Annotated in this window: 13 protein-coding genes; 11 read left to right on the top strand and 2 right to left on the bottom strand. The window is 69.2% G+C overall.

Features of this window, described 5'->3' with window-relative positions:
• Positions 1-122: 122 nt before the first annotated feature.
• The gene (locus tag ACIN94_RS02945) at positions 123-1,103 is read left to right on the top strand and encodes an NAD-dependent epimerase/dehydratase family protein (protein ID WP_400698755.1); all 981 of its coding nucleotides are present in this window, start codon (positions 123-125) and stop codon (positions 1,101-1,103) included.
• Positions 1,104-1,141: 38 nt separating this feature from the next.
• Here ACIN94_RS02945 and ACIN94_RS02940 read toward each other — a convergent pair whose 3' ends face one another.
• Positions 1,142-1,390: a hypothetical protein gene (locus tag ACIN94_RS02940; RefSeq protein ID WP_400698752.1), complete on the bottom strand. Its 249-nt coding sequence runs from the start codon at positions 1,388-1,390 to the stop codon at positions 1,142-1,144.
• A 272-nt stretch (positions 1,391-1,662) separates the two neighbouring features.
• On the opposite strand from ACIN94_RS02940, the gene ACIN94_RS02935 reads away from it, so the two are divergent.
• The 9 genes from ACIN94_RS02935 to ACIN94_RS02895 all read left to right on the top strand — a co-directional run bounded on the left by ACIN94_RS02935 (position 1,663) and on the right by ACIN94_RS02895 (position 14,520).
• On the top strand, positions 1,663-3,396 hold the full coding sequence (locus ACIN94_RS02935; RefSeq protein WP_400698749.1) for an ABC transporter ATP-binding protein: 1,734 nt from the start codon (positions 1,663-1,665) through the stop codon (positions 3,394-3,396).
• Between the two features lie 83 nt (positions 3,397-3,479).
• Entirely contained in the window at positions 3,480-5,387 is a 1,908-nt protein-coding gene (locus ACIN94_RS02930; RefSeq protein ID WP_400698747.1) for an ABC transporter ATP-binding protein, read from the top strand.
• Positions 5,388-5,668: 281 nt separating this feature from the next.
• Positions 5,669-6,220, top strand: a complete 552-nt coding sequence (locus tag ACIN94_RS02925; RefSeq protein ID WP_400698744.1) for an RNA polymerase sigma factor — start codon at positions 5,669-5,671, stop codon at positions 6,218-6,220.
• On the top strand, positions 6,213-7,379 hold the full coding sequence (locus ACIN94_RS02920) for a CU044_5270 family protein (protein ID WP_400698741.1): 1,167 nt from the start codon (positions 6,213-6,215) through the stop codon (positions 7,377-7,379). The genes ACIN94_RS02925 and ACIN94_RS02920 overlap by 8 nt, the downstream gene beginning before the upstream one ends.
• A gap of 257 nt (positions 7,380-7,636) precedes the next feature.
• The gene (locus ACIN94_RS02915; RefSeq protein WP_400698738.1) at positions 7,637-8,074 is read left to right on the top strand and encodes a DUF5994 family protein; all 438 of its coding nucleotides are present in this window, start codon (positions 7,637-7,639) and stop codon (positions 8,072-8,074) included.
• A gap of 608 nt (positions 8,075-8,682) precedes the next feature.
• Entirely contained in the window at positions 8,683-12,273 is a 3,591-nt protein-coding gene (locus ACIN94_RS02910) for a discoidin domain-containing protein (protein WP_400698735.1), read from the top strand.
• A 266-nt stretch (positions 12,274-12,539) separates the two neighbouring features.
• The gene (locus ACIN94_RS02905; RefSeq protein ID WP_400698733.1) at positions 12,540-13,235 is read left to right on the top strand and encodes a hypothetical protein; all 696 of its coding nucleotides are present in this window, start codon (positions 12,540-12,542) and stop codon (positions 13,233-13,235) included.
• A gap of 51 nt (positions 13,236-13,286) precedes the next feature.
• Entirely contained in the window at positions 13,287-13,955 is a 669-nt protein-coding gene (locus tag ACIN94_RS02900; RefSeq protein WP_400698730.1) for a thymidylate synthase, read from the top strand.
• Complete coding sequence (locus ACIN94_RS02895; protein ID WP_400698727.1) at positions 13,915-14,520, top strand: HAD-IA family hydrolase; 606 nt, start codon at positions 13,915-13,917, stop codon at positions 14,518-14,520. The genes ACIN94_RS02900 and ACIN94_RS02895 overlap by 41 nt, the downstream gene beginning before the upstream one ends.
• 71 nt (positions 14,521-14,591) lie before the next feature.
• On the opposite strand, the gene ACIN94_RS02890 is transcribed toward ACIN94_RS02895, so the two are convergent.
• Positions 14,592-17,048 carry an FAD-dependent oxidoreductase gene (locus tag ACIN94_RS02890; protein ID WP_400698724.1) on the bottom strand — a complete coding sequence of 819 codons (2,457 nt, stop codon included), beginning with the start codon at positions 17,046-17,048 and terminating at the stop codon, positions 14,592-14,594.
• A 75-nt stretch (positions 17,049-17,123) separates the two neighbouring features.
• Here ACIN94_RS02890 and ACIN94_RS02885 point away from each other — a divergent pair, with 75 nt between their 5' ends.
• Positions 17,124-18,086, top strand: coding sequence for a phosphotransferase (locus ACIN94_RS02885; protein ID WP_400698722.1), 963 nt, complete (start codon positions 17,124-17,126; stop codon positions 18,084-18,086).
• The last annotated feature ends 12 nt before the right edge of the window (positions 18,087-18,098 follow it).

The raw sequence follows: 18,098 nt of genomic DNA, 5'->3' as shown, positions 1-18,098 counted from the left end.
TCCTTTCACGGCGAAAAGACGGCCGCAAATCCCTACGGCACGGCCCTACGGACGGGGAACGGGCAGATCCGGTCGTCCTTTATGAGAGAAAACGACAGTCGTGATGGAGGAAAATGCCGGTTATGCATATTCTGATCATCGGCGGTACCCGGTTCGTCGGACGGCACATCACCGAAGCCGCGCTCGCGGCCGGGCACGAGGTCTCCCTGTTGCACCGGGGCCAGACGGGACCGGAGCTGTTCCCCGAGGCGGAGCACCTGCGGGCCGACCGCAACGAGGACCTGTCGATCCTGCGTGACCGGCGCTGGGACGCGACGATCGACGTCAGCGCCTACCTCCCCTCGCAGATCACCTCCCTCGCCGGCTCGCTCTCCACCGGCCAGTACGTCTTCATCTCCAGCACCGCGGTCTACGCCGTCCCCGAGGCGCCGGGCTTCACCGAGGACTCGCCCCTGACCGAGCTCGACGGCCCGGTCCCGGAGACGGTCACCGGCGCGACCTACGGGGCGCTGAAGGTGCTCTGCGAACGCGCCGCGGTCGACGCCTTCGGACCGGAGACGCTGGTCGTACGGCCGACCTACGTGATCGGCCCGTACGACTACACCGGCCGCTTCACCTACTGGGTGAACCGGATCGCGCGCGGCGGCGAGGTGCTGGCCCCGGGCGACCCCTCCGACCCGATCCAGGTGATCGACGGGCGTGACATGGGCGCCTGGATCATCGCCATGATCGAGAAGACGGGCTCGGGGGCCTTCCACGCGGTCAGCCCCACCCCTCCGTTCTCCTTCGGTGACCTGCTGGAGGCGATCGTGGCCGAGGTCGGGCCGCCCGGGACCACGCTGACCTGGGTCGGCAAGGACTTCCTGCTCGCCGAGGGCGAGAACGGCCGCTCGCTGCCGCTCTGGTCGGAGGGCGGCGCGGGGATGGCGATCAACACCGCGGACCCGGCCGCCGCCACCGCCGCCGGACTCGCCCCGCGTCCGCTGGGCCGGTCGATACGCGAGATCCGCGAGTCCGAGGCGGACTTCTCGACGGAGATCACGATCAGCCCGGACCGGGAGGCCGACCTCCTGGCCAGGTGGCGTTCCCGCCCACAAGGGTGATCCACGGGGCGGCGGCCACCCGCCGCTCCGGCCGGGACTCAGTCCCCCATGTCCCGGGCGACGTTGTCGAGCCGGTCCGCCAGCAGGTCCAGCTGCTGCTCGGTGATCGTGTCACCGGTGACGAAACCCAGCAGGTCCCCGCGGCGCACGACGACCAGCGCCCGGTGATCTTCGTCGATCTCCTCGCCCCTCAGGACCACGCAGTCACCGCGGACGAACACCAGGGCGGCGTCCGGATCCGGTGACTCCAGCAACTGCCGGATGCATTCCCGCTCGATGAGCGCCATGGAGGCACCTCCCCTGTCCGTACGGCGGCCATGCCCTCCGCCCGTACAGCGGCCATGCCCCGGCCCTTCACCGGTCTAACAACCGGACAGGTCAAGCTAAGTCGTGGTACGGCAGGGCGTCCGCGCCCTGCCGTACCATCTACGCCAGGATGTACCGTCTCCCCCAAGATCCCGCGGCGCCGTCCGGCGCACATCTCCCGGCCGCTGGACGTGGTCCGCCTGCGTCCTGAGCCCGACGCACTTCCCCCGGACACGTCAGATGGAGAACCCCCATGCTGAGCCGTCTGCTCCGCACCTACCTGCGGCCCTACTCGTCGGTGCTGACCGCCGTCGTGGCGCTGCAGCTGGTCGGCACCATGGCCTCGCTGTACCTGCCCAGTTTGAACGCCGACATCATCGACCGAGGTGTCGCCACCGGCGACACCGGCTACATCCTTTCCACCGGCGGCTGGATGCTGGCCGTCTCCCTCGTGCAGATCGCCTGCTCCATCGCGGCCGTCTACTACGGCGCCCGCGCGGCGATGGGGTTCGGGCGGGACGTCCGCTCGGCCGTCTTCCACCAGGTGGGCGGGTTCTCCGCCCGGGAGGTCGCCCATTTCGGAGCGCCCTCTCTGATCACCCGCAGCACCAACGACGTGCAGCAGGTCCAGATGCTCGTCGTGATGACCTGCACGATGCTGGTCGCCGCGCCGATCATGTGCGTCGGCGGCATCATCATGGCGTTGCGCGAGGACATCGGCCTGTCCTGGCTCATGCTGGTCTGTGTCCCGGCGCTGCTGATCTCGATCGGCCTGATCATCTCCCGCATGGTCCCGCAGTTCCGCGCGATGCAGACCCGCATCGACGTGGTCAACCAGGTGCTGCGCGAGCAGCTGTCCGGCATCCGGGTCGTGCGCGCCTTCGTCCGGGAACGTGAGGAGACCGACCGGTTCGCCGCGGCCAACGACGCGCTGACCGGGACCGCGCTGCGCGTCGGGCGGCTGACCGCGCTCATCTTCCCCATCGTGATGCTGATCCTCAACGCCTCCAGCATCGCCGTGCTCTGGTTCGGCGCCGACCGGGTGGACAGCGGCGAGATGCAGGTCGGCTCCCTCACCGCGTTCCTCATGTACCTGATGCAGATCCTCATGTCGGTGATGATGGCCACCTTCATCTCGATGATGATCCCGCGCGCCGCGGTCTGCGCCGAGCGGATCGTCGAGGTGCTGGACACCGAGTCGTCGGTGCTCCCGCCCCAGCAGCCCGTACGGCAGGTGCACAGCCGCGCCGAGCTGGAACTGCGCGACGTCGAGTTCCGCTACCCGGGTGCGGCGGCACCGGTGCTGTCCGGCATCTCCTTCCGCGCCGCCGCGGGACAGACCACCGCCATCATCGGCAGCACCGGATCGGGCAAGACGACGCTGGTCTCCCTGGTGCCCCGGCTGTTCGACGCCACCTCAGGCACCGTGTCGGTCGACGGCGTCGACGTCCGCGACCTCGACCCCCAGACACTCTGGACGCGCATCGGCCTGGTGCCGCAGAAGCCGTACCTGTTCACCGGCACCGTCGCGAGCAACCTGCGCTACGGCAACCCGGACGCCACCGACGAGGAGCTGTGGGAGGCCCTGGACGTCGCCCAGGCCCGCGACTTCGTCGAGGCGATGCCCGAGGGCCTCGACGGGCCCATCACCCAGGGCGGCACCAACGTGTCCGGCGGCCAGCGGCAGCGGCTCTCGATCGCCCGGGCGCTGGTCAGCAAGCCCGAGATCTACCTGTTCGACGACTCGTTCTCGGCCCTCGACCTGGCCACCGACGCCCGGCTACGCGCCGCCCTGCGTCCCTACACCGCCCAGGCCGCCGTCGTCATCGTCGGCCAGCGGATCTCCACCATCGCCGACGCCGACCAGATCATCGTCCTCGACGACGGCGTGATCGTCGGCAGGGGCACCCATGACGAACTGCTGGACTCCTGCCCGACCTACATCGAGATCGTCGAGTCCCAACTGACCGCGGAGAGTGCGGCATGAGCGAGCGTCCCATGACCACCACGCGACCGCGACCGCCCGCGGGAGGCGGCGGCTTCGGACGGGGGCCCTTCGGGGGAGCCGGGATGCCCGCGGAGAAGTCGATGAACTTCGGGCCGTCCACACGGCGGCTGATGCGGCGGCTGAGCCCCGAACGCCCCAGGATCATCGCCGTGATCGGCCTCGCCGTGACCAGCGTGATCTTCGCCGTCGTGGGGCCGAAGGTCCTCGGCCAGGCGACGGACCTGATCTTCAGCGGTGTGATCGGCAAGCAGCTCCCCGCCGGGACGACCGCGGAGCAGGCGATCGCGGCCGCCCGCGCGTCGGGCAACGACAACTTCGCCGGCCTGCTCGCGCGGATGGACGTCGTGCCCGGTCACGGGATCGACTTCGCGGCCCTGGGCACGGTCCTGGCCTGGGTTCTGGCGCTCTACGTCGCGGCGTCGGTCTTCAGCTGGTTGCAGGGCCACCTGCTCAACGACGTGGTGCAGCGCACCGTGTTCCGGCTGCGGTCGGACGTCGAGGACAAGCTGAACCGGCTCCCCCTGCGGTTCTTCGACGGCCAGCCGCGCGGCGAGCTGCTCAGCCGGGTCACCAACGACATCGACAACGTGTCCCAGACCCTGCAGCAGACGATGAGCCAGCTGCTGACCTCACTGCTGACCGTGATCGGCGTGCTGGCGATGATGTTCGTGATCTCGCCGCTGCTCGCGCTGATCGCCTTGGTGACCATCCCGCTGTCAATGATCGTCACCGCGCAGATCGCAAAACGCTCGCAGAAGCTGTTCGTCGCGCAGTGGGCCGGCACCGGCACCCTGAACGCCCACATCGAGGAGGCGTTCACCGGCCACGAGCTGGTGAAGGTGTTCGGACGCCGGCCGGAGGTCGAGCAGGTGTTCCGGGAGCGGAACGAGGAGCTTTACCGGGCCAGCTTCGGCGCCCAGTTCATCTCCGGGATCATCATGCCGATGATGATGTTCATCGGGAACCTCAACTACGTCGTCATCGCCGTCGTCGGGGGCGTGCGGGTCGCCACCGGGTCGATGAGCCTGGGCGACGTCCAGGCGTTCATCCAGTACTCCCGGCAGTTCACCCAGCCCCTGACCCAGGTCGCCTCGATGGCCAACCTGCTGCAGTCGGGGGTGGCGTCGGCCGAGCGGGTCTTCGAGCTGCTGGACGCCGAGGAGCAGGAGCCCGACCCCGCCGACCCGGTGACGCCCACCGTCCGGCAGGGCCGCGTCGAGTTCGAGCACGTGTCCTTCAGCTACGACCCGGAGCAGCCCCTCATCGAGGATCTGTCGCTGGTGGCCGATCCCGGGCACACGGTCGCGATCGTCGGCCCGACCGGCGCGGGGAAGACCACCCTGGTCAATCTGATCATGCGCTTCTACGAGCTGGACGCCGGCCGGATCACCCTCGACGGCGTCGACATCACCGCGATGCGCCGCGAGGACCTGCGCTCGCACATCGGCATGGTGCTCCAGGACACCTGGCTGTTCGGCGGCACCATCCGCGAGAACATCGCCTACGGCAACCCGGCGGCCACCGACGAGCAGATCCAGGCCGCGGCGCGGGCCACCTACGTCGACCGGTTCGTGCGCACCCTGCCCGACGGCTACGACACCGTGATCGACGAGGAGGGCAGCAACGTCAGCGCCGGGGAGAAGCAGCTGCTGACCATCGCCCGCGCCTTCCTCGCCAACCCGTCCCTGCTCATCCTGGACGAGGCCACCAGCTCGGTCGACACCCGCACCGAGGTCCTGGTGCAGCACGCGATGGCCGCGCTGCGCACCGACCGCACCAGCTTCGTCATCGCCCACCGGCTGTCCACCATCCGCGACGCGGACCTCATCCTGGTGATGGAGGCGGGAGACATCGTCGAACACGGCACCCACGACGAGCTGCTCGCGGCCCAGGGCGCCTACCACCGGCTGTACGCCGCGCAGTTCAGCGGCGCCGCGGTCCCGGCGGACGACGAGGCCGCCCCGGTATGACGGCGGCATAACCCCGTGGCGGGTGAGGCTCAGGCGGACCGCAGGCCGGACAGCGGGCCTGCGGTCCGCCACCGTCGACTGACGGCCCGCGCGGTCGCGTGTACGGGGTCTGAGGAACATCGGAACCGGACTTTCATCTGATCAGGTGGTGGCCTGAACGGCTCCGGCTCGCCTCAGGCAGACGACAGGCGAGGAGGCTCAGCGACGGTCCGTGAAAGCATTGCGGCACTTCGGGCAAGAAGGGGCGACCATCGTCCACTTGACCCAGCGGAGACGCCTGCATGGCCGTTCCACCTGACCTGGCCGACCCACCCGATCTCCGAGTGGGCTTCGAGCAAATCTTCAACACGCACTTCACCGAGATCCACCGCTACATCGCCAGGCGGCTGTCCGACGACGACGCCGACGACCTGGCCGCCGAAGTGTTCCTGGCGGCATACCGGGGCGGCTACGACCCCTCACGTGGCGAGGTCCGGCCGTGGCTGTACGGCATCGCCACCCATCTCATCGCGCGGCACCGCCGTACCGAGATCCGCAGATGGAAGGCGCTCAGCCGGACAGCCGAGCGCGCCGAGCACAGCTACGAGGACGCCGCGCTGGCCCGCGTGGCGGCGGGCAGGCTGACCGGCAGGCTGGCGGGGGCGCTGGCCGGGCTCAACCGCAGGGACCGCGACGTCGTACTGCTGAGCGCGCTGGGCGGCCTCAGCCACACCGAGGTCGCCGCCGCCCTGCGGATCCCGGCGGGGACGGTCGCGTCCCGGCTCAGCCGGGCCCGCAAGCAGCTCCGCAAGGCACTCGGCGACGTCCACCCCTTGGAGGAGACCCATGGATGAGCTGAACCTCCTGGCGAGGTCACTGCCTGACGCTCCGCCGCCCTCGGCGGAGGTGGTCGAGAAGGCCCGCGCGCGGCTGTCCGCCGCCCAGCACGGGCCGGTACGGCCAGGTAGAACGGATCGGCGCGGCCTTGCCTGGGGATGGACCCTGGGAGCGGCCGCAGCCACGGTCGCCGTCATCATGGCCGTCGCCACGCTGGTGTCGAACGTGACCGCCGCGCCCGCACCGGTGCTCGTGCCCGCCGGCGGCAACGATGCCCTGCTCCGACTGGCGGACCAGGTTGCGAAACTGCCGGACGAGGGCGGCGACTACTGGCGTAGGCCGCTGCTCAACAATGGGCTGATAAGGGTCCGGGCGGGCGGTGAGACGTTCAACGTCCTCTCCTCGTCGCGGATCGACCTCTGGCAGCCGCGCGACCCCCGCGACCCCGTCCAGGTGGAGCAGTGGGAACTGTCCGTCCGCCCCGCCACCCCGGCCGACGAGCGCGCGTGGCGGGCGGCCGGCTCTCCGGTCACGGTCCAGCGAGTGTGCACGCCGGGCACCCGCGCGGGCGACTGCACGGAGGTGCGGCTGCGGTCCAAGCCCTCAGGGTGCGTGTACACGCGCGCGGCCGAGCCAGGCGGCGTGCTCGGTGATCGACGGCTGGGCGAACTCACACTCGCCGACCTCGCGGCGCTGCCCGGCGACGCCGGACAGCTCCGCGAGAAACTGCGGACCTTCTGGAAGACCCGTCAAGACAGCCAGTCCAAGGACAGCTTCGAGGAGTTCCTCTCCACCTCCTCCGCCCTTTTGGAGCTCCCGGTCAGGCCCTCGGTCAGGGCAGCCGCCCTGCGTCTCCTCGCCGGGCTGCCGACGACCAACGTGCGCGGCTCGATCACCGACCCTCTGGGGCGTCCGGGCATCGCGGTCACCTTCGTGAAGAGCGAGGGTTTCTTCGCCGAGTTCGGCACCGACCAGGTGGCGGAGCGGTACACCACCATCCTCGACCCGCGGACCGGCACCGTCCTGGCTCACTCCTCGATCGCGGCTGAGAGCGTCGAGGGGCTCGCCAAGGGGACGTTCATGCACTACCAGGCATGGGCACCTGAGGCCGGCTGGACCAGCGAACGCCCCGAGCGGCCACGCGGCTGCCGGCTCAGCGACCGTCCGCTCCCGTGACGAGGGACGTGAGGAGTTCGAGCGGGCCGCCGAGCTCACCCGCAACGAGCGCGAGCGGACCCTCTTCCTCGCCCGCGCGGCCGCCACCGGCGACTGACGGCCCCGCGGGTACACGGAATCGCTCCCATGAGGTGGAGCCGGTGATAAGCGTAGAATTCGCCATACCGAGGAATTCCTGAACGCCGATTATCATTTCGGCGCCGTCCAAAGCGTTTCACCGCTGCGGCTCCGACGGGGCCGAGACAGGCCGGCCGACCATGACGCCACGGCAAGCAGACTCATCCCTGGCCACTCCCGCCACCGGCGTTCCGCCGGGATCTCCAGCGGAAACACCGTCCGCCGTACGGCTGCGCCTCGCACCTGTCCGTGACCATCCTGGACTCGTGGACGGTGCATGGTGGCCCCGGTCAACGGACGCGGCGGCGGAACTTCCCGGTCTCATCGCGGCCGTCGACCGGCACCTCGGGGAGATGACACTCCGGGTGGGGCTGCAGGTGGACGCCTGGGACGACATCCCGCATCGGATCCCGGCCCCCGGCCGGGCGGTCAGGGTCGGCTGGTTCCGATCCATGGACCGCCGGCTGGTCACCCTGAGTATCAGGGGGAAGGAGGGCATCACGCTTCGGGTGATACCGCCGGACGCGACGGAGGCGCAGGCGGAGGCCGCGTTCGCCGCGTCCGTCCGTCCTGCGTAAGGATCCTCAGCCCCGCGTGCGGGCTTCCCTCCCTGCCGCCCTCCTCGCCCTGGCGCGCCGCGCCCTTCGACCGGCCCCTTACTGGCATGTCCAACATCAGGTTGATATGTCGCAACAAACAACCTTTCCAGCCGTTGACGCGGCTGTAGCCCGTAGTTAACATTTGGCCATTACAGTGCAAAATTTTTGCAAAGATCTGTTACTTTCTGGCCGCCTCTTGCAACTTCTCGCATAGGCGCACCGTATCCATACACCGCTCCGCTCCGCCCCCCCACGGAGAGGCCCCGGGTGATGTTGGCTCCGGCACTGCGTGCTCGGTCACCACCGCGGCGACTGCGATCGCCAGGCGGCGACAGCACGGACGATCCCCCCGCGATGAACCCCGCGATGAACCCCGCAACGCCCCCGGCAGGGCGACCGCGGCCGGCAAGCGGCCGTAGACACCGAGCCCGGCGCAGGCCGGTACGGGTCCCTCGCCCCCGGCATCCCAGAACCCGAGGCCCCCTCGTGAGCAAGGCCGTACCCGTCCGGAGTCGGGTGCGCCGCGCGGCAGAGGTCACGGCCTCCTCACCGCACCCGTCGTTTCAGACAAGAAATAGAGGAACGCGTTGAGAAGTAAGCACGTAACGTTACTGCGGCTGACCGCGGCGGTGCTCGCGACCAGCCTGCTCGCCCTGTTCGGGCCGGTCTCCCCGGCCTCGGCCGACACCAACCTGGCGGCGGGCAAGACGGCCTCAGCCAGCAGCACCACCGACGTCTACAAGGCCGCCAACCTCAACGACGGGAACGCGTCCACCTACTGGGAGAGCGCCAACAACGCCTTTCCGCAGTGGGCCCAGGTGGACCTCGGGACCTCGACCAGCGTGAACAAGCTCGTCCTGAAGCTGCCGCCGCCGGCGGATTGGGCCACCAGAACACAGACCCTGAGCGTGCAGGGAAGCACGGACGGCTCGTCCTTCTCCACCATCGTCGGGTCCACGGGATATACCTTCAACCCGGCGACCGGCAACACGGTGACGATCAACTTCACCGCGACCAGCACCCGGTACGTGCGGCTGAACATCACGGCCAACACGGGCTGGCCGGCCGGCCAGCTCTCCGAGCTCGAGGTGTACGGCCCCACCGTCGGCGACACGCAGCCGCCGACCGCGCCGACGAACCTGGCCTACACCGAGTCCGTCCCGGGCCAGGTCAAGCTGACCTGGAACGCCTCCACCGACAACGTCGGCGTGACCGGCTATGACATCTACGCCAACAACGCCCTGCGCGGGAGCGTGGCGGGCAACGTGCTGACCTACACCGACACCCAGCCTGTCGGCACGACGGTGTCCTACTACGTGAAGGCGAAGGACGCCGCGGGCAACCAGTCCGCGAACAGCAACACCGTCACCCGCAACGGCAGCGTGGGCGGCTCCAACCTGGCCGTCGGCAAGCCGATCACCGCCTCGTCCTCGGTCTTCACCTACGTGGCCACCAACGCCAACGACAACAACGTGACGACCTACTGGGAGGGCAACGGCGGCAGCTACCCCAACACACTGACCGTCCAGCTGGGCTCGAACGCCTCCGTCAGCTCGGTCGTGCTGAAGCTGAACCCCGACAGCATCTGGGCGACGCGCACGCAGACCATCCAGGTGCTCGGGCGCGAGCAGAGCTCCTCCTCCTTCACGAGCCTGTCCTCCGCGACGGTCTACACCTTCAACCCCGCCTCCGGTAACACCGTGACGATCCCGGTCACCGCCACGGTCGCCGACGTCCAACTCAAGATCACCACGAACTCCGGTGCGCCCGCCGGGCAGGTCGCCGAGTTCCAGGTCATCGGCACACCGGCACCGAACCCGGACCTGACGATCACCGGCATGTCGGTGGCTCCCGCGGCCCCGGTCGAGACCGACTCCGTCACCCTGTCGGCCACGGTCAAGAACATCGGGACGGCGGCCTCCGGCGCGACGGACGTCAACTTCTATCTGGGCACCACCAAGGTCGGCACCGCCTCGGTCGGCGCGCTGGCCGCCGGAGCGTCCACCGCCGTCTCCGCCGGCATCGGCCCCCGTGACGCCGGCACCTACCCGCTGAGCGCCAAGGTGGACGAGGCCAACAACGTCATCGAGCAGGACGAGACCAACAACGGCTACACGAACCCCTCCCCGCTGATCGTCAAGCCCGTCGACAGCTCCGACCTGGTCGCGACGACGAGCTGGACGCCGAGCAACCCGGCCAACGGCAACGTCGTCACCTTCTCGACCACGATCAAGAACCAGGGCACCGTGGCCTCCGCGAGCGGCGCCCACGGCATCACACTGACGGTCGCCAACGAGGCGGGCACCGTCGTCCGCACGCTGACCGGCTCCTACAGCGGCGTGATCGCCGTCGGCGCCACGACGAGCCCGGTCAACCTGGGCACGTGGACGGCCGCCAACGGCAAGTACACCGTCAAGACGGTACTGGCCGACGACGCCAACGAACTGCCGGTGAAGCGGCTGAACAACACCGTCACCCAGCCGTTCTTCGTCGGGCGCGGCGCCAACATGCCCTACGACATGTACGAGGCGGAGGACGCCGTCATCGGCGGCGGCGCGGCCGTCGTCGGCCCGAACAGGACCATCGGCGACCTGGCGGGCGAGGCCTCCGGCCGCAGGGCGGTGACGCTGAACTCCACCGGCAGCTACGTCGAGTTCACGACCAAGGCCAGCACGAACACCCTGGTCACCCGGTTCTCCATCCCGGACTCGGCGGGGGGCGGCGGGATCAACTCGACGCTCAACATCTACGTCAACGGCACCTTCCTCAAGCCCATCAACCTGACCTCCAAGTACGCCTGGCTGTACGGCAACGAGACGAACCCCGGTAACTCGCCGGGAGCGGGCAGTCCGCGCCACATCTACGACGAGGCCAACGTCATGCTCGGGACGACCGTCCAGGCCGGCAGCAAGATCAGGCTGCAGAAGGACGCCGCCAACACGACGACGTACGCGATCGACTTCATCAACCTTGAGCAGGTGTCGCCGATCGCGAACCCCGACCCGGCCAAGTACACGGTGCCGGCGGGCTTCACGCACCAGGACGTACAGAACGCGCTCGACAAGGTGCGGATGGACAACACCGGCACCCTGGTCGGCGTCTACCTGCCGGCCGGCACCTACCAGACGTCGAGCAAGTTCCAGGTGTACGGCAAGGCGGTCAAGGTGGTCGGCGCCGGCCCGTGGTACACCCAGTTCCAGGCCCCGTCGACCCAGGACAACACCGACATCGGCTTCCGCGCCGATGGAACGGCGAGCGGTTCCTCGTTCGCGAACTTCGCCTACTTCGGTAACTACACCTCGCGTATCGACGGACCGGGCAAGGTGTTCGACTTCGCCAACGTCTCCGACGTGGTGATCGACAACATCTGGAACGAGCACATGGTCTGCCTCTACTGGGGCGCGAACACCGACCGCATAACGATCAAGAACTCCCGGATCCGCGACATGTTCGCCGACGGCATCAACATGACGAACGGCAGCACGGACAACCACGTCATCAACAACGAGGCCCGCTCGACGGGCGACGACAGCTTCGCGCTGTTCTCGGCCATCGACGCCGGCGGGTCCGACATGAGAGGCAACGTCTACGAGAACCTGACGTCCATCCTGACCTGGCGCGCCGCCGGCGTCGCGGTCTACGGCGGATACGACAACGTCTTCAGGAACATCTACATCGCCGACACACTGGTCTACTCCGGCATCACGATCAGCTCGCTCGACTTCGGCTACCCGATGAACGGCTTCGGCGCCAGCCCGCCGACGAAGTTCGAGAACATCTCCATCGTCCGTGCCGGCGGGCACTTCTGGGGCTCGCAGACCTTCCCCGGCATCTGGGTCTTCTCCGCCTCGAAGGTCTTCCAGGGCATCCGCGTCAGCGACGTGGACATCGTGGACCCGACCTACAGCGGCATCATGTTCCAGACGAACTACGTGGGAGGCCAGCCGCAGTTCCCGGTCAAGGACACCGTCTTCACGAACATCTCGATCTCGGGTGCCCAGAAGAGCGGTGACGCCTTCGACGCCAAGTCCGGGTTCGGCATCTGGGTCAACGAGCTGCCGGAGCCCGGCCAGGGACCGGCGGTCGGTTCCGTGACGTTCAACAACCTGAAGCTGAGCAACAACGCGACGAACGTGAAGAACACGACGTCGACCTTCACCATCACCATCAACCCGTAGGGAGGCCCCGGACCAGCGGGAACGGAGGGGTGCCGCCGGGAGGCCCGACCTCCTGGCGGCACCCCGAGACCGTGCGCCAGGCCGCCGGAGCGCCGGGCAGTGACCAGACCTCCCCTCCGCCTTCCCTCCGCCTTCCCTCCCTGACGGGTGGGGTTCAGAGAAGTTGAGGGAGATCTGGTGAATCACCCACAAGGGGCTGACAAGTGCGTAAAAATTGCAGTACCGCGCACGCCCGCCAGCCCCGAGAGTGGGTTCCGATGCGGAAGATGTCACCGCGCACGCCCGCGGAGTCGCCGCCCCAGAGGCTCGACAGCCTGCCCGTGGAGCCGAAGGACTTCCTCCAGCTCGTGGCCGTGGATTTCACCGGGACCTACCACGTCTACCTCGCGGCCAAGGACGAACGGCTCAAGATGACCAGGCTCTCCATGAGCCTGCTCGCCGCCCCGTTCGCCGCCGCCATCGCGCTGGCGAGCGCGAAGGTGATCAATCCGGTGGCGCTGACCTCCTGGATCGGGGTGCCGTGGTACCTGTTCGCGACGGTCGCCGCGTTCGGGCTGCTGAACATCCTGCCGTTCCTGCGGCTGATCGAGGCGGTGAACGCGCACATGCGGACGGCGCGCGCCCTCAACAACTTCCGCCTCCTCTACGTGGTCCAGCTCAAGGAACACTTCTCCGCCCTCGGCTGGACCCCCAACCTGCCGGTGGACCCCCGCTACCCGGAGACCTACGCGCCGCTCGCCTGGCCGGGCACCCACGTGATGATGCTGGCCCTGGTCAACAGCGCCTACATCGCGGTCGGCGTGCTCGGCGTCATCGGGGCCGAACCCAACGCGGCCCTGCTCCTAGTGATCATCGGCCTGCTCGCGCTGGCGCACTACTTCGTCTACTACATCCGCGCCAACGTCTCCCGGCAGCGCCGGCTCCCACACAACCCGTTCCATTTCCCCAACGTGGAGACCTGAATGCCCGACCTCCTCAGATTCGCGTCTTGTGGGGAGACGTGGATCTGGCTGATGCGACACGTAAGGACCAACGGCAGGCCCGCCGAGGACGACCGGGGCCCGATCGTCGAAGCCCAGGCGGTGCTGTTCGAGATCGCCGAGCTCGGCTGGGACGATCCGATCCTGGAGTGCTACGGCGACTCGGGGAAGATCCCGCTCTACGCCAGCAAGTTCAGCGAGTGCGCGATCGTCCCTCCCTTCAAGTACAGCTACGGCGGCCGGCTCCGCCGGCTCCTCGGCGTCGACCAGCTCCGCTGGGTGACCGAGGTGCTGCGCGCCAAGCCGTACAGCAAGAGCGGCTGGATCTCCCTCACCGTCCCGGGCGAACCCCTCGACGCGGTGCCCTGCCTGACCAGCCTGGCCTTCCGGCTCCGCGACGGGCGGCTGGTGATGACCGCCGCCTTCCGGTCGCAGAACGTGTTCACGTCCTATCTGAACTACGTGCCGCTGCGTAGTATTCAGAGCGAGGTCGCCGACGACCTCGGGGTGGGTTGTGGACCAATGAGGGTCTTCGTCGACGTTCCTCACATCTATGCCGTGGACGCGGCGACGGTCGAGGAGATCCTCCGGCTGTCGGAGCGCGATGGGCTCGGCGAGGGAGCATCGTTACCAGGTCCTGCTGGTCGATCTGGACGGGACTGTGGTCGACTACGCCCGGACGGAGCGCGGCGCGCTTCATGAGGTCCACCACCGTTTCTTCCGGATGGGCCGCGCCGAGTTCCTGACGCGGTTCCACGCCGCCAACGAGCCGCTCTGGGCCGCCTACCGCGAGCATCGGATCACCCTCGCCGAGCTGCGGCTGGAACGCTGGGCCAGGATGGGCGCCCTTCCCGCGGTCGCGGTCGCGTTCGAGGAAGCGCTCGGCCGGAACGTGACGCTGTTCCCCGAGGCCAGAGCCGCCCTGCGGCGGCTGTCCCGGCGGTTCAGGCTGGCCCTGGTGACCGACGGCATCGCCCACGTGCAGCGGGCCAAGCTCCGCCGTACCCGGATCGGCGGGTTCTTCGAACACGTGGTGATCGCACCCGAGGTGGGGCTGCGCAAGCCCGACGGAGAGCTGCTCCACCACACCCTGGACCTGCTGGAGGCCGAGGCAGATGACGCGCTCATGGTCGGTGACTCCCCGGCGAGCGACGGCGGCTGCGCGCAGGCCGCCGGGGTGGACTTCTGCTGGGTGAACCGTACGGAGGCATCACCCGCCCCCGGAATCCCCGTCCACCGGACCGTCACCTGCCTCGGCACCCTCTGAAGGTGAAAAGGCGGCCATCCAGTTCGGTCCGGTGGACGCCGGGTGCGGAAGTGTCCCTCCCCCGTGCGGGGTCAGGCCGGCAGGCGTCTGATGCGGTCGGAGGCCGGGTCGTAGAGGGGTTCGGCGGTGACGGTGGCGCCGATCCAGGTGCCGGTGACGCCCACCTCGACCCGGTCACCGGGGGCGGTCCCGGCGGGCAGGTAGGCGTAGGCGATCGAGCGGTCCACGCGGTGGCCGTACCCGCCGCTGGTCACCCGGGAGGCCGGCTCACCGCCGGCGCGGACCGGCTCGCCGCCCAGGCACACCTGGCGGGGGTCGTCCAGGACGAGGCAGGCGAGGCGGACGGGTGCGTCGCTCCCGTCGGAGGCATCCGGACGGGAGGGCCGGGTGGCCGTCTCCAGCGCGGACCGGCCGAGGAAGTCCTTGTCCCGGGCCATCGCGAAACCGAGGCCGGCCTCGATCGGGGTGGTCTCCGGGGTGATGTCCATGCCCCAGACGCGGTAGCCCTTCTCCAGGCGCATCGAGTCGATCGCCCGGTAGCCGGCCGGGCGCATGCCGTACGGCGTGCCCGCCTCCATGAGCGCGTCCCAGAGCGTGAGCCCGTACTCCGACGGGCAGTACAGCTCCCAGCCGAACTCGCCCACGAACGTCACCCGCTGGGCCAGCACCGGGACGTTCCCGACGCTGATCTCCCTGGCCTTCATGTATCCGAAGGTCAGGTCGTCATCCGACAGCGTGCCGAGGATGTCCAGGGCGCGCGGGCCCCACAGGCAGTAGCAGGCGTGGGCGGAGGTGACGTCCCGGACGTCGAGGCCGTGGCCGCGGAGCCAGGCCGCGTCGTGGACGCCGAAGGCGGTGCCGGTGACCAGGCGGAAGCGGTCCTCGGCCAGGCGGGTGACGGTCAGGTCGGCCTCGATGCCGCCGCGCTCGTTCAGGAGCTGGGTGTAGACGATCGAGCCGGGGGGCCGGTCGAGCTGGCCGGCGCAGACGCGCTGCAGCCGCAGCAGGGCCTGATGTCCAGATATTTCAAGCTTTGAGAATGAGGTCTGGTCGAACAGCCCCGCCGTATCCCGCGTGGCCAGGCACTCCTGCCGGATCGCCGGGGACCAGGTCCGCCCGGCCCACCCGTCCGGCCGGGCCTCCGGCGACTCCGGCGACTCCGGCGACGGGACCGCGTTGGACTCGAACCAGTTGACCCGCTCCCAGCCCGCCTTCTCGCCGAACACCGCCCCCAGCTCCGCATGCCGTACCCACGCCGGAGAGCGGCGCAGCGGCCGGGCGGCGGCACGCTCCTCGCCCGGGTAGACGATGTCGTAGTACGTCGAGTAGGAGTCGAGCGCCTTGGCCCGGGCCCACGACGCGGATCGGGCATGGCCGCCGAACCGGCGCAGGTCCATGCCGAACACGTCGTACTCGGGCGTGCCGTCCACGATCCACTCGGCCATGACCTTGCCCACGCCACCCGCGGCGGCCAGGCCGTGGACGCAGAACCCGGCCGCCGCCCACAGACCGCGGACCGAGGTCTCACCGAGCAGGAACTCGCCGTCCGGAGTGAACGCCTCGGGCCCGTGGACGACCTTCACGATCCCGGTACGGCCCAGCGCGGGGACCCGCCGCACCGCCGACTCCCACGATTCCTGAAATTTCGGCATATCGGGGTCGAACAACGTCCGGGGCTCCGCCAGCGGACGGTCCGTATCCCAGATCTCCGGAGTCCGGATGTACCCCCCGACCAGGATGCCGCCGCCCTCCTCCCGGAAATAGACGATGTTGTCCGGGTCCCGGACCGTGGGCATAGAAGAGGGAACGTCGAAAGGCTCGGTGACGACATACTGGTGTTTGATCGGCACGACCGGAATGTCCACCCCGGCCAGCCGCCCGACCTGTCCGCTGGCCGCGCCCGCCGCGATGACCACGGTGTCGGCCTGCACCGACCACTCCTCGGAACCCGACGCGAGACGGACTCCGGAGATCTCACCGCCCACCACGTCGAGCCCCGTCACCCGGGTCCCGGTGAAGATCCGCACGCCCAGCTTCTCCGCCCCGGCCGCCAGCGCCCTGGCCAGCAGCGCCGGGTCGAGCCAGCCGTCGCCGGGCAGCCAGAGCGCGGCCCGCACGTCACGCGCGTCCAGCAGCGGCAGCATCTCCTCCACCTCGGCGCCGGAGAGCACGGAAAGGCCCAGGCCGTAGGTCTCCCCCGCCCCCGCCAGCCGCAGCGACTCCTCCACCCGCTCGGACGTGGTCGCCAGGCGGAGTCCGCCCACCCCGTGCCAGCCGGGGTCCATTCCGGTCAGTTCGGCCAGCTCGGGATAGAGCCCGGCCGAATACATGATCATCTTGGTCTGGGTGACGGTCGAGCGGAGCTGGCCCACGAATCCGGCCGAATGCCAGGTGGTGCCCTCGGTCAGCTCGTGCCGCTCCACCAGGATCACCTCGCTCCAGCCGAGCCTGGCCAGATGGTAGGCCACGCTGCATCCGGCCACCCCACCGCCGATCACGACGGCCCGCGCGGAGTTGGGAAGTTTCAAGGTCGGCAGCCCCTCTGTAACAACTCGCCCGCAAAAACGGATCAATGGTCTGAAGGTAGGCCAAAGGAGTGCGGCATGCCAGATGCTCTCGCGGACGTCCGAAAGTGGGCCGGACAGCCCGTTATCGCGACGCCGATCAAGGGTGGGCTCAGCCACCGGATCGCCCGGCTGGACACGGCCGACGGGCAGCGATGGCTGCTGCGGGTGCTCGATCCGCGGGTCGCGGAGGCGGGACTCGGCATCCCACTCGACCAGGAGATCGCCAACACGCTCCGCGCGGCCGAGGCCGGGGTCGGTCCCCGGGTCCTGCGCCGGATGCCCGGCTCCCTGCTGCTGGAGTATCTCGACGGCACCACCCTGGACGCGCACGGCGTGCGGACGCTCCCCGGACCGATCGCGGCCGCCTGCCGCCGTCTGCACGCCGGGCCCCGGTTCGTCAACGACTTCTCCATCTTCCGCAAGCTCGACGAGTTCCTCACCCTCTGCCATACCCACGGACTGCGGACACCCGACGGCTACGAGGACAGGTTGCCGGTCGCGGCGGAGATCGAGCGGGCGCTGGCCGCCGATCCGCTGCCGACGGTGCCCTGCCACAACGACCTGCTGCCGGGCAATTTCATCCGCTGCGGCACGGAGATCAGGATCGTGGACTACCAGCTCTCCGGGAACAACGACCCGGCCTTCGAGCTGGGCGACATCGCCGCCGAGGCGGGCTACGACCCCGGCCTCACCTGCCGGCTGGCCCGCGCCTATTTCGGCGAGGACGATCCACGGCTCACCGCCAGGGTCCGGCTCAACCTGATCATGTCCAATCTCACCTGGTCCCTCTGGTTCGCCGTGCACCACGGACTGCTGAAGGAACAGGCGGCGGCCGCCGACTTCGACTACGACGCGGAGGCCGCAGAGAAGTTCGCGCGAGCCGTACGGGACCTGGACGATCCGGGATTCGGTCGGCTCATCGATGACGTCCGGGGCTGCCGCACACCGGCCGCCCCGGGCTCCCCGCCCCCGGGTCCCGGGGACGTACCCCCCGTGTAAGACGCAAGGAGG

This window comes from Streptosporangium sp. NPDC087985, assembly GCF_044741965.1.
Taxonomy (GTDB): Bacteria; Actinomycetota; Actinomycetes; order Streptosporangiales; family Streptosporangiaceae; genus Streptosporangium.
Note: the sequence above shows the minus strand (reverse complement) of the source record. Positions and strands in the feature narration are given on the sequence as shown.

Excerpts from the sequence above, each read along its gene's own strand:
- ACIN94_RS02920 (WP_400698741.1), top strand. The coding sequence starts at position 6,213 with ATGGATGAGCTGAACCTCCTGGCGAGGTCACTGCCTGACGCTCCGCCG.
- ACIN94_RS02945 (WP_400698755.1), top strand. The coding sequence starts at position 123 with ATGCATATTCTGATCATCGGCGGTACCCGGTTCGTCGGACGGCACATC.
- ACIN94_RS02925 (WP_400698744.1), top strand. The coding sequence starts at position 5,669 with ATGGCCGTTCCACCTGACCTGGCCGACCCACCCGATCTCCGAGTGGGC.
- ACIN94_RS02935 (WP_400698749.1), top strand. The coding sequence starts at position 1,663 with ATGCTGAGCCGTCTGCTCCGCACCTACCTGCGGCCCTACTCGTCGGTG.
- ACIN94_RS02930 (WP_400698747.1), top strand. The coding sequence starts at position 3,480 with ATGCCCGCGGAGAAGTCGATGAACTTCGGGCCGTCCACACGGCGGCTG.
- ACIN94_RS02915 (WP_400698738.1), top strand. The coding sequence starts at position 7,637 with ATGACGCCACGGCAAGCAGACTCATCCCTGGCCACTCCCGCCACCGGC.
- ACIN94_RS02885 (WP_400698722.1), top strand. The coding sequence starts at position 17,124 with ATGCCAGATGCTCTCGCGGACGTCCGAAAGTGGGCCGGACAGCCCGTT.
- ACIN94_RS02940 (WP_400698752.1), bottom strand. The coding sequence starts at position 1,390 with ATGGCGCTCATCGAGCGGGAATGCATCCGGCAGTTGCTGGAGTCACCG.
- ACIN94_RS02905 (WP_400698733.1), top strand. The coding sequence starts at position 12,540 with ATGTCACCGCGCACGCCCGCGGAGTCGCCGCCCCAGAGGCTCGACAGC.
- ACIN94_RS02900 (WP_400698730.1), top strand. The coding sequence starts at position 13,287 with ATGCGACACGTAAGGACCAACGGCAGGCCCGCCGAGGACGACCGGGGC.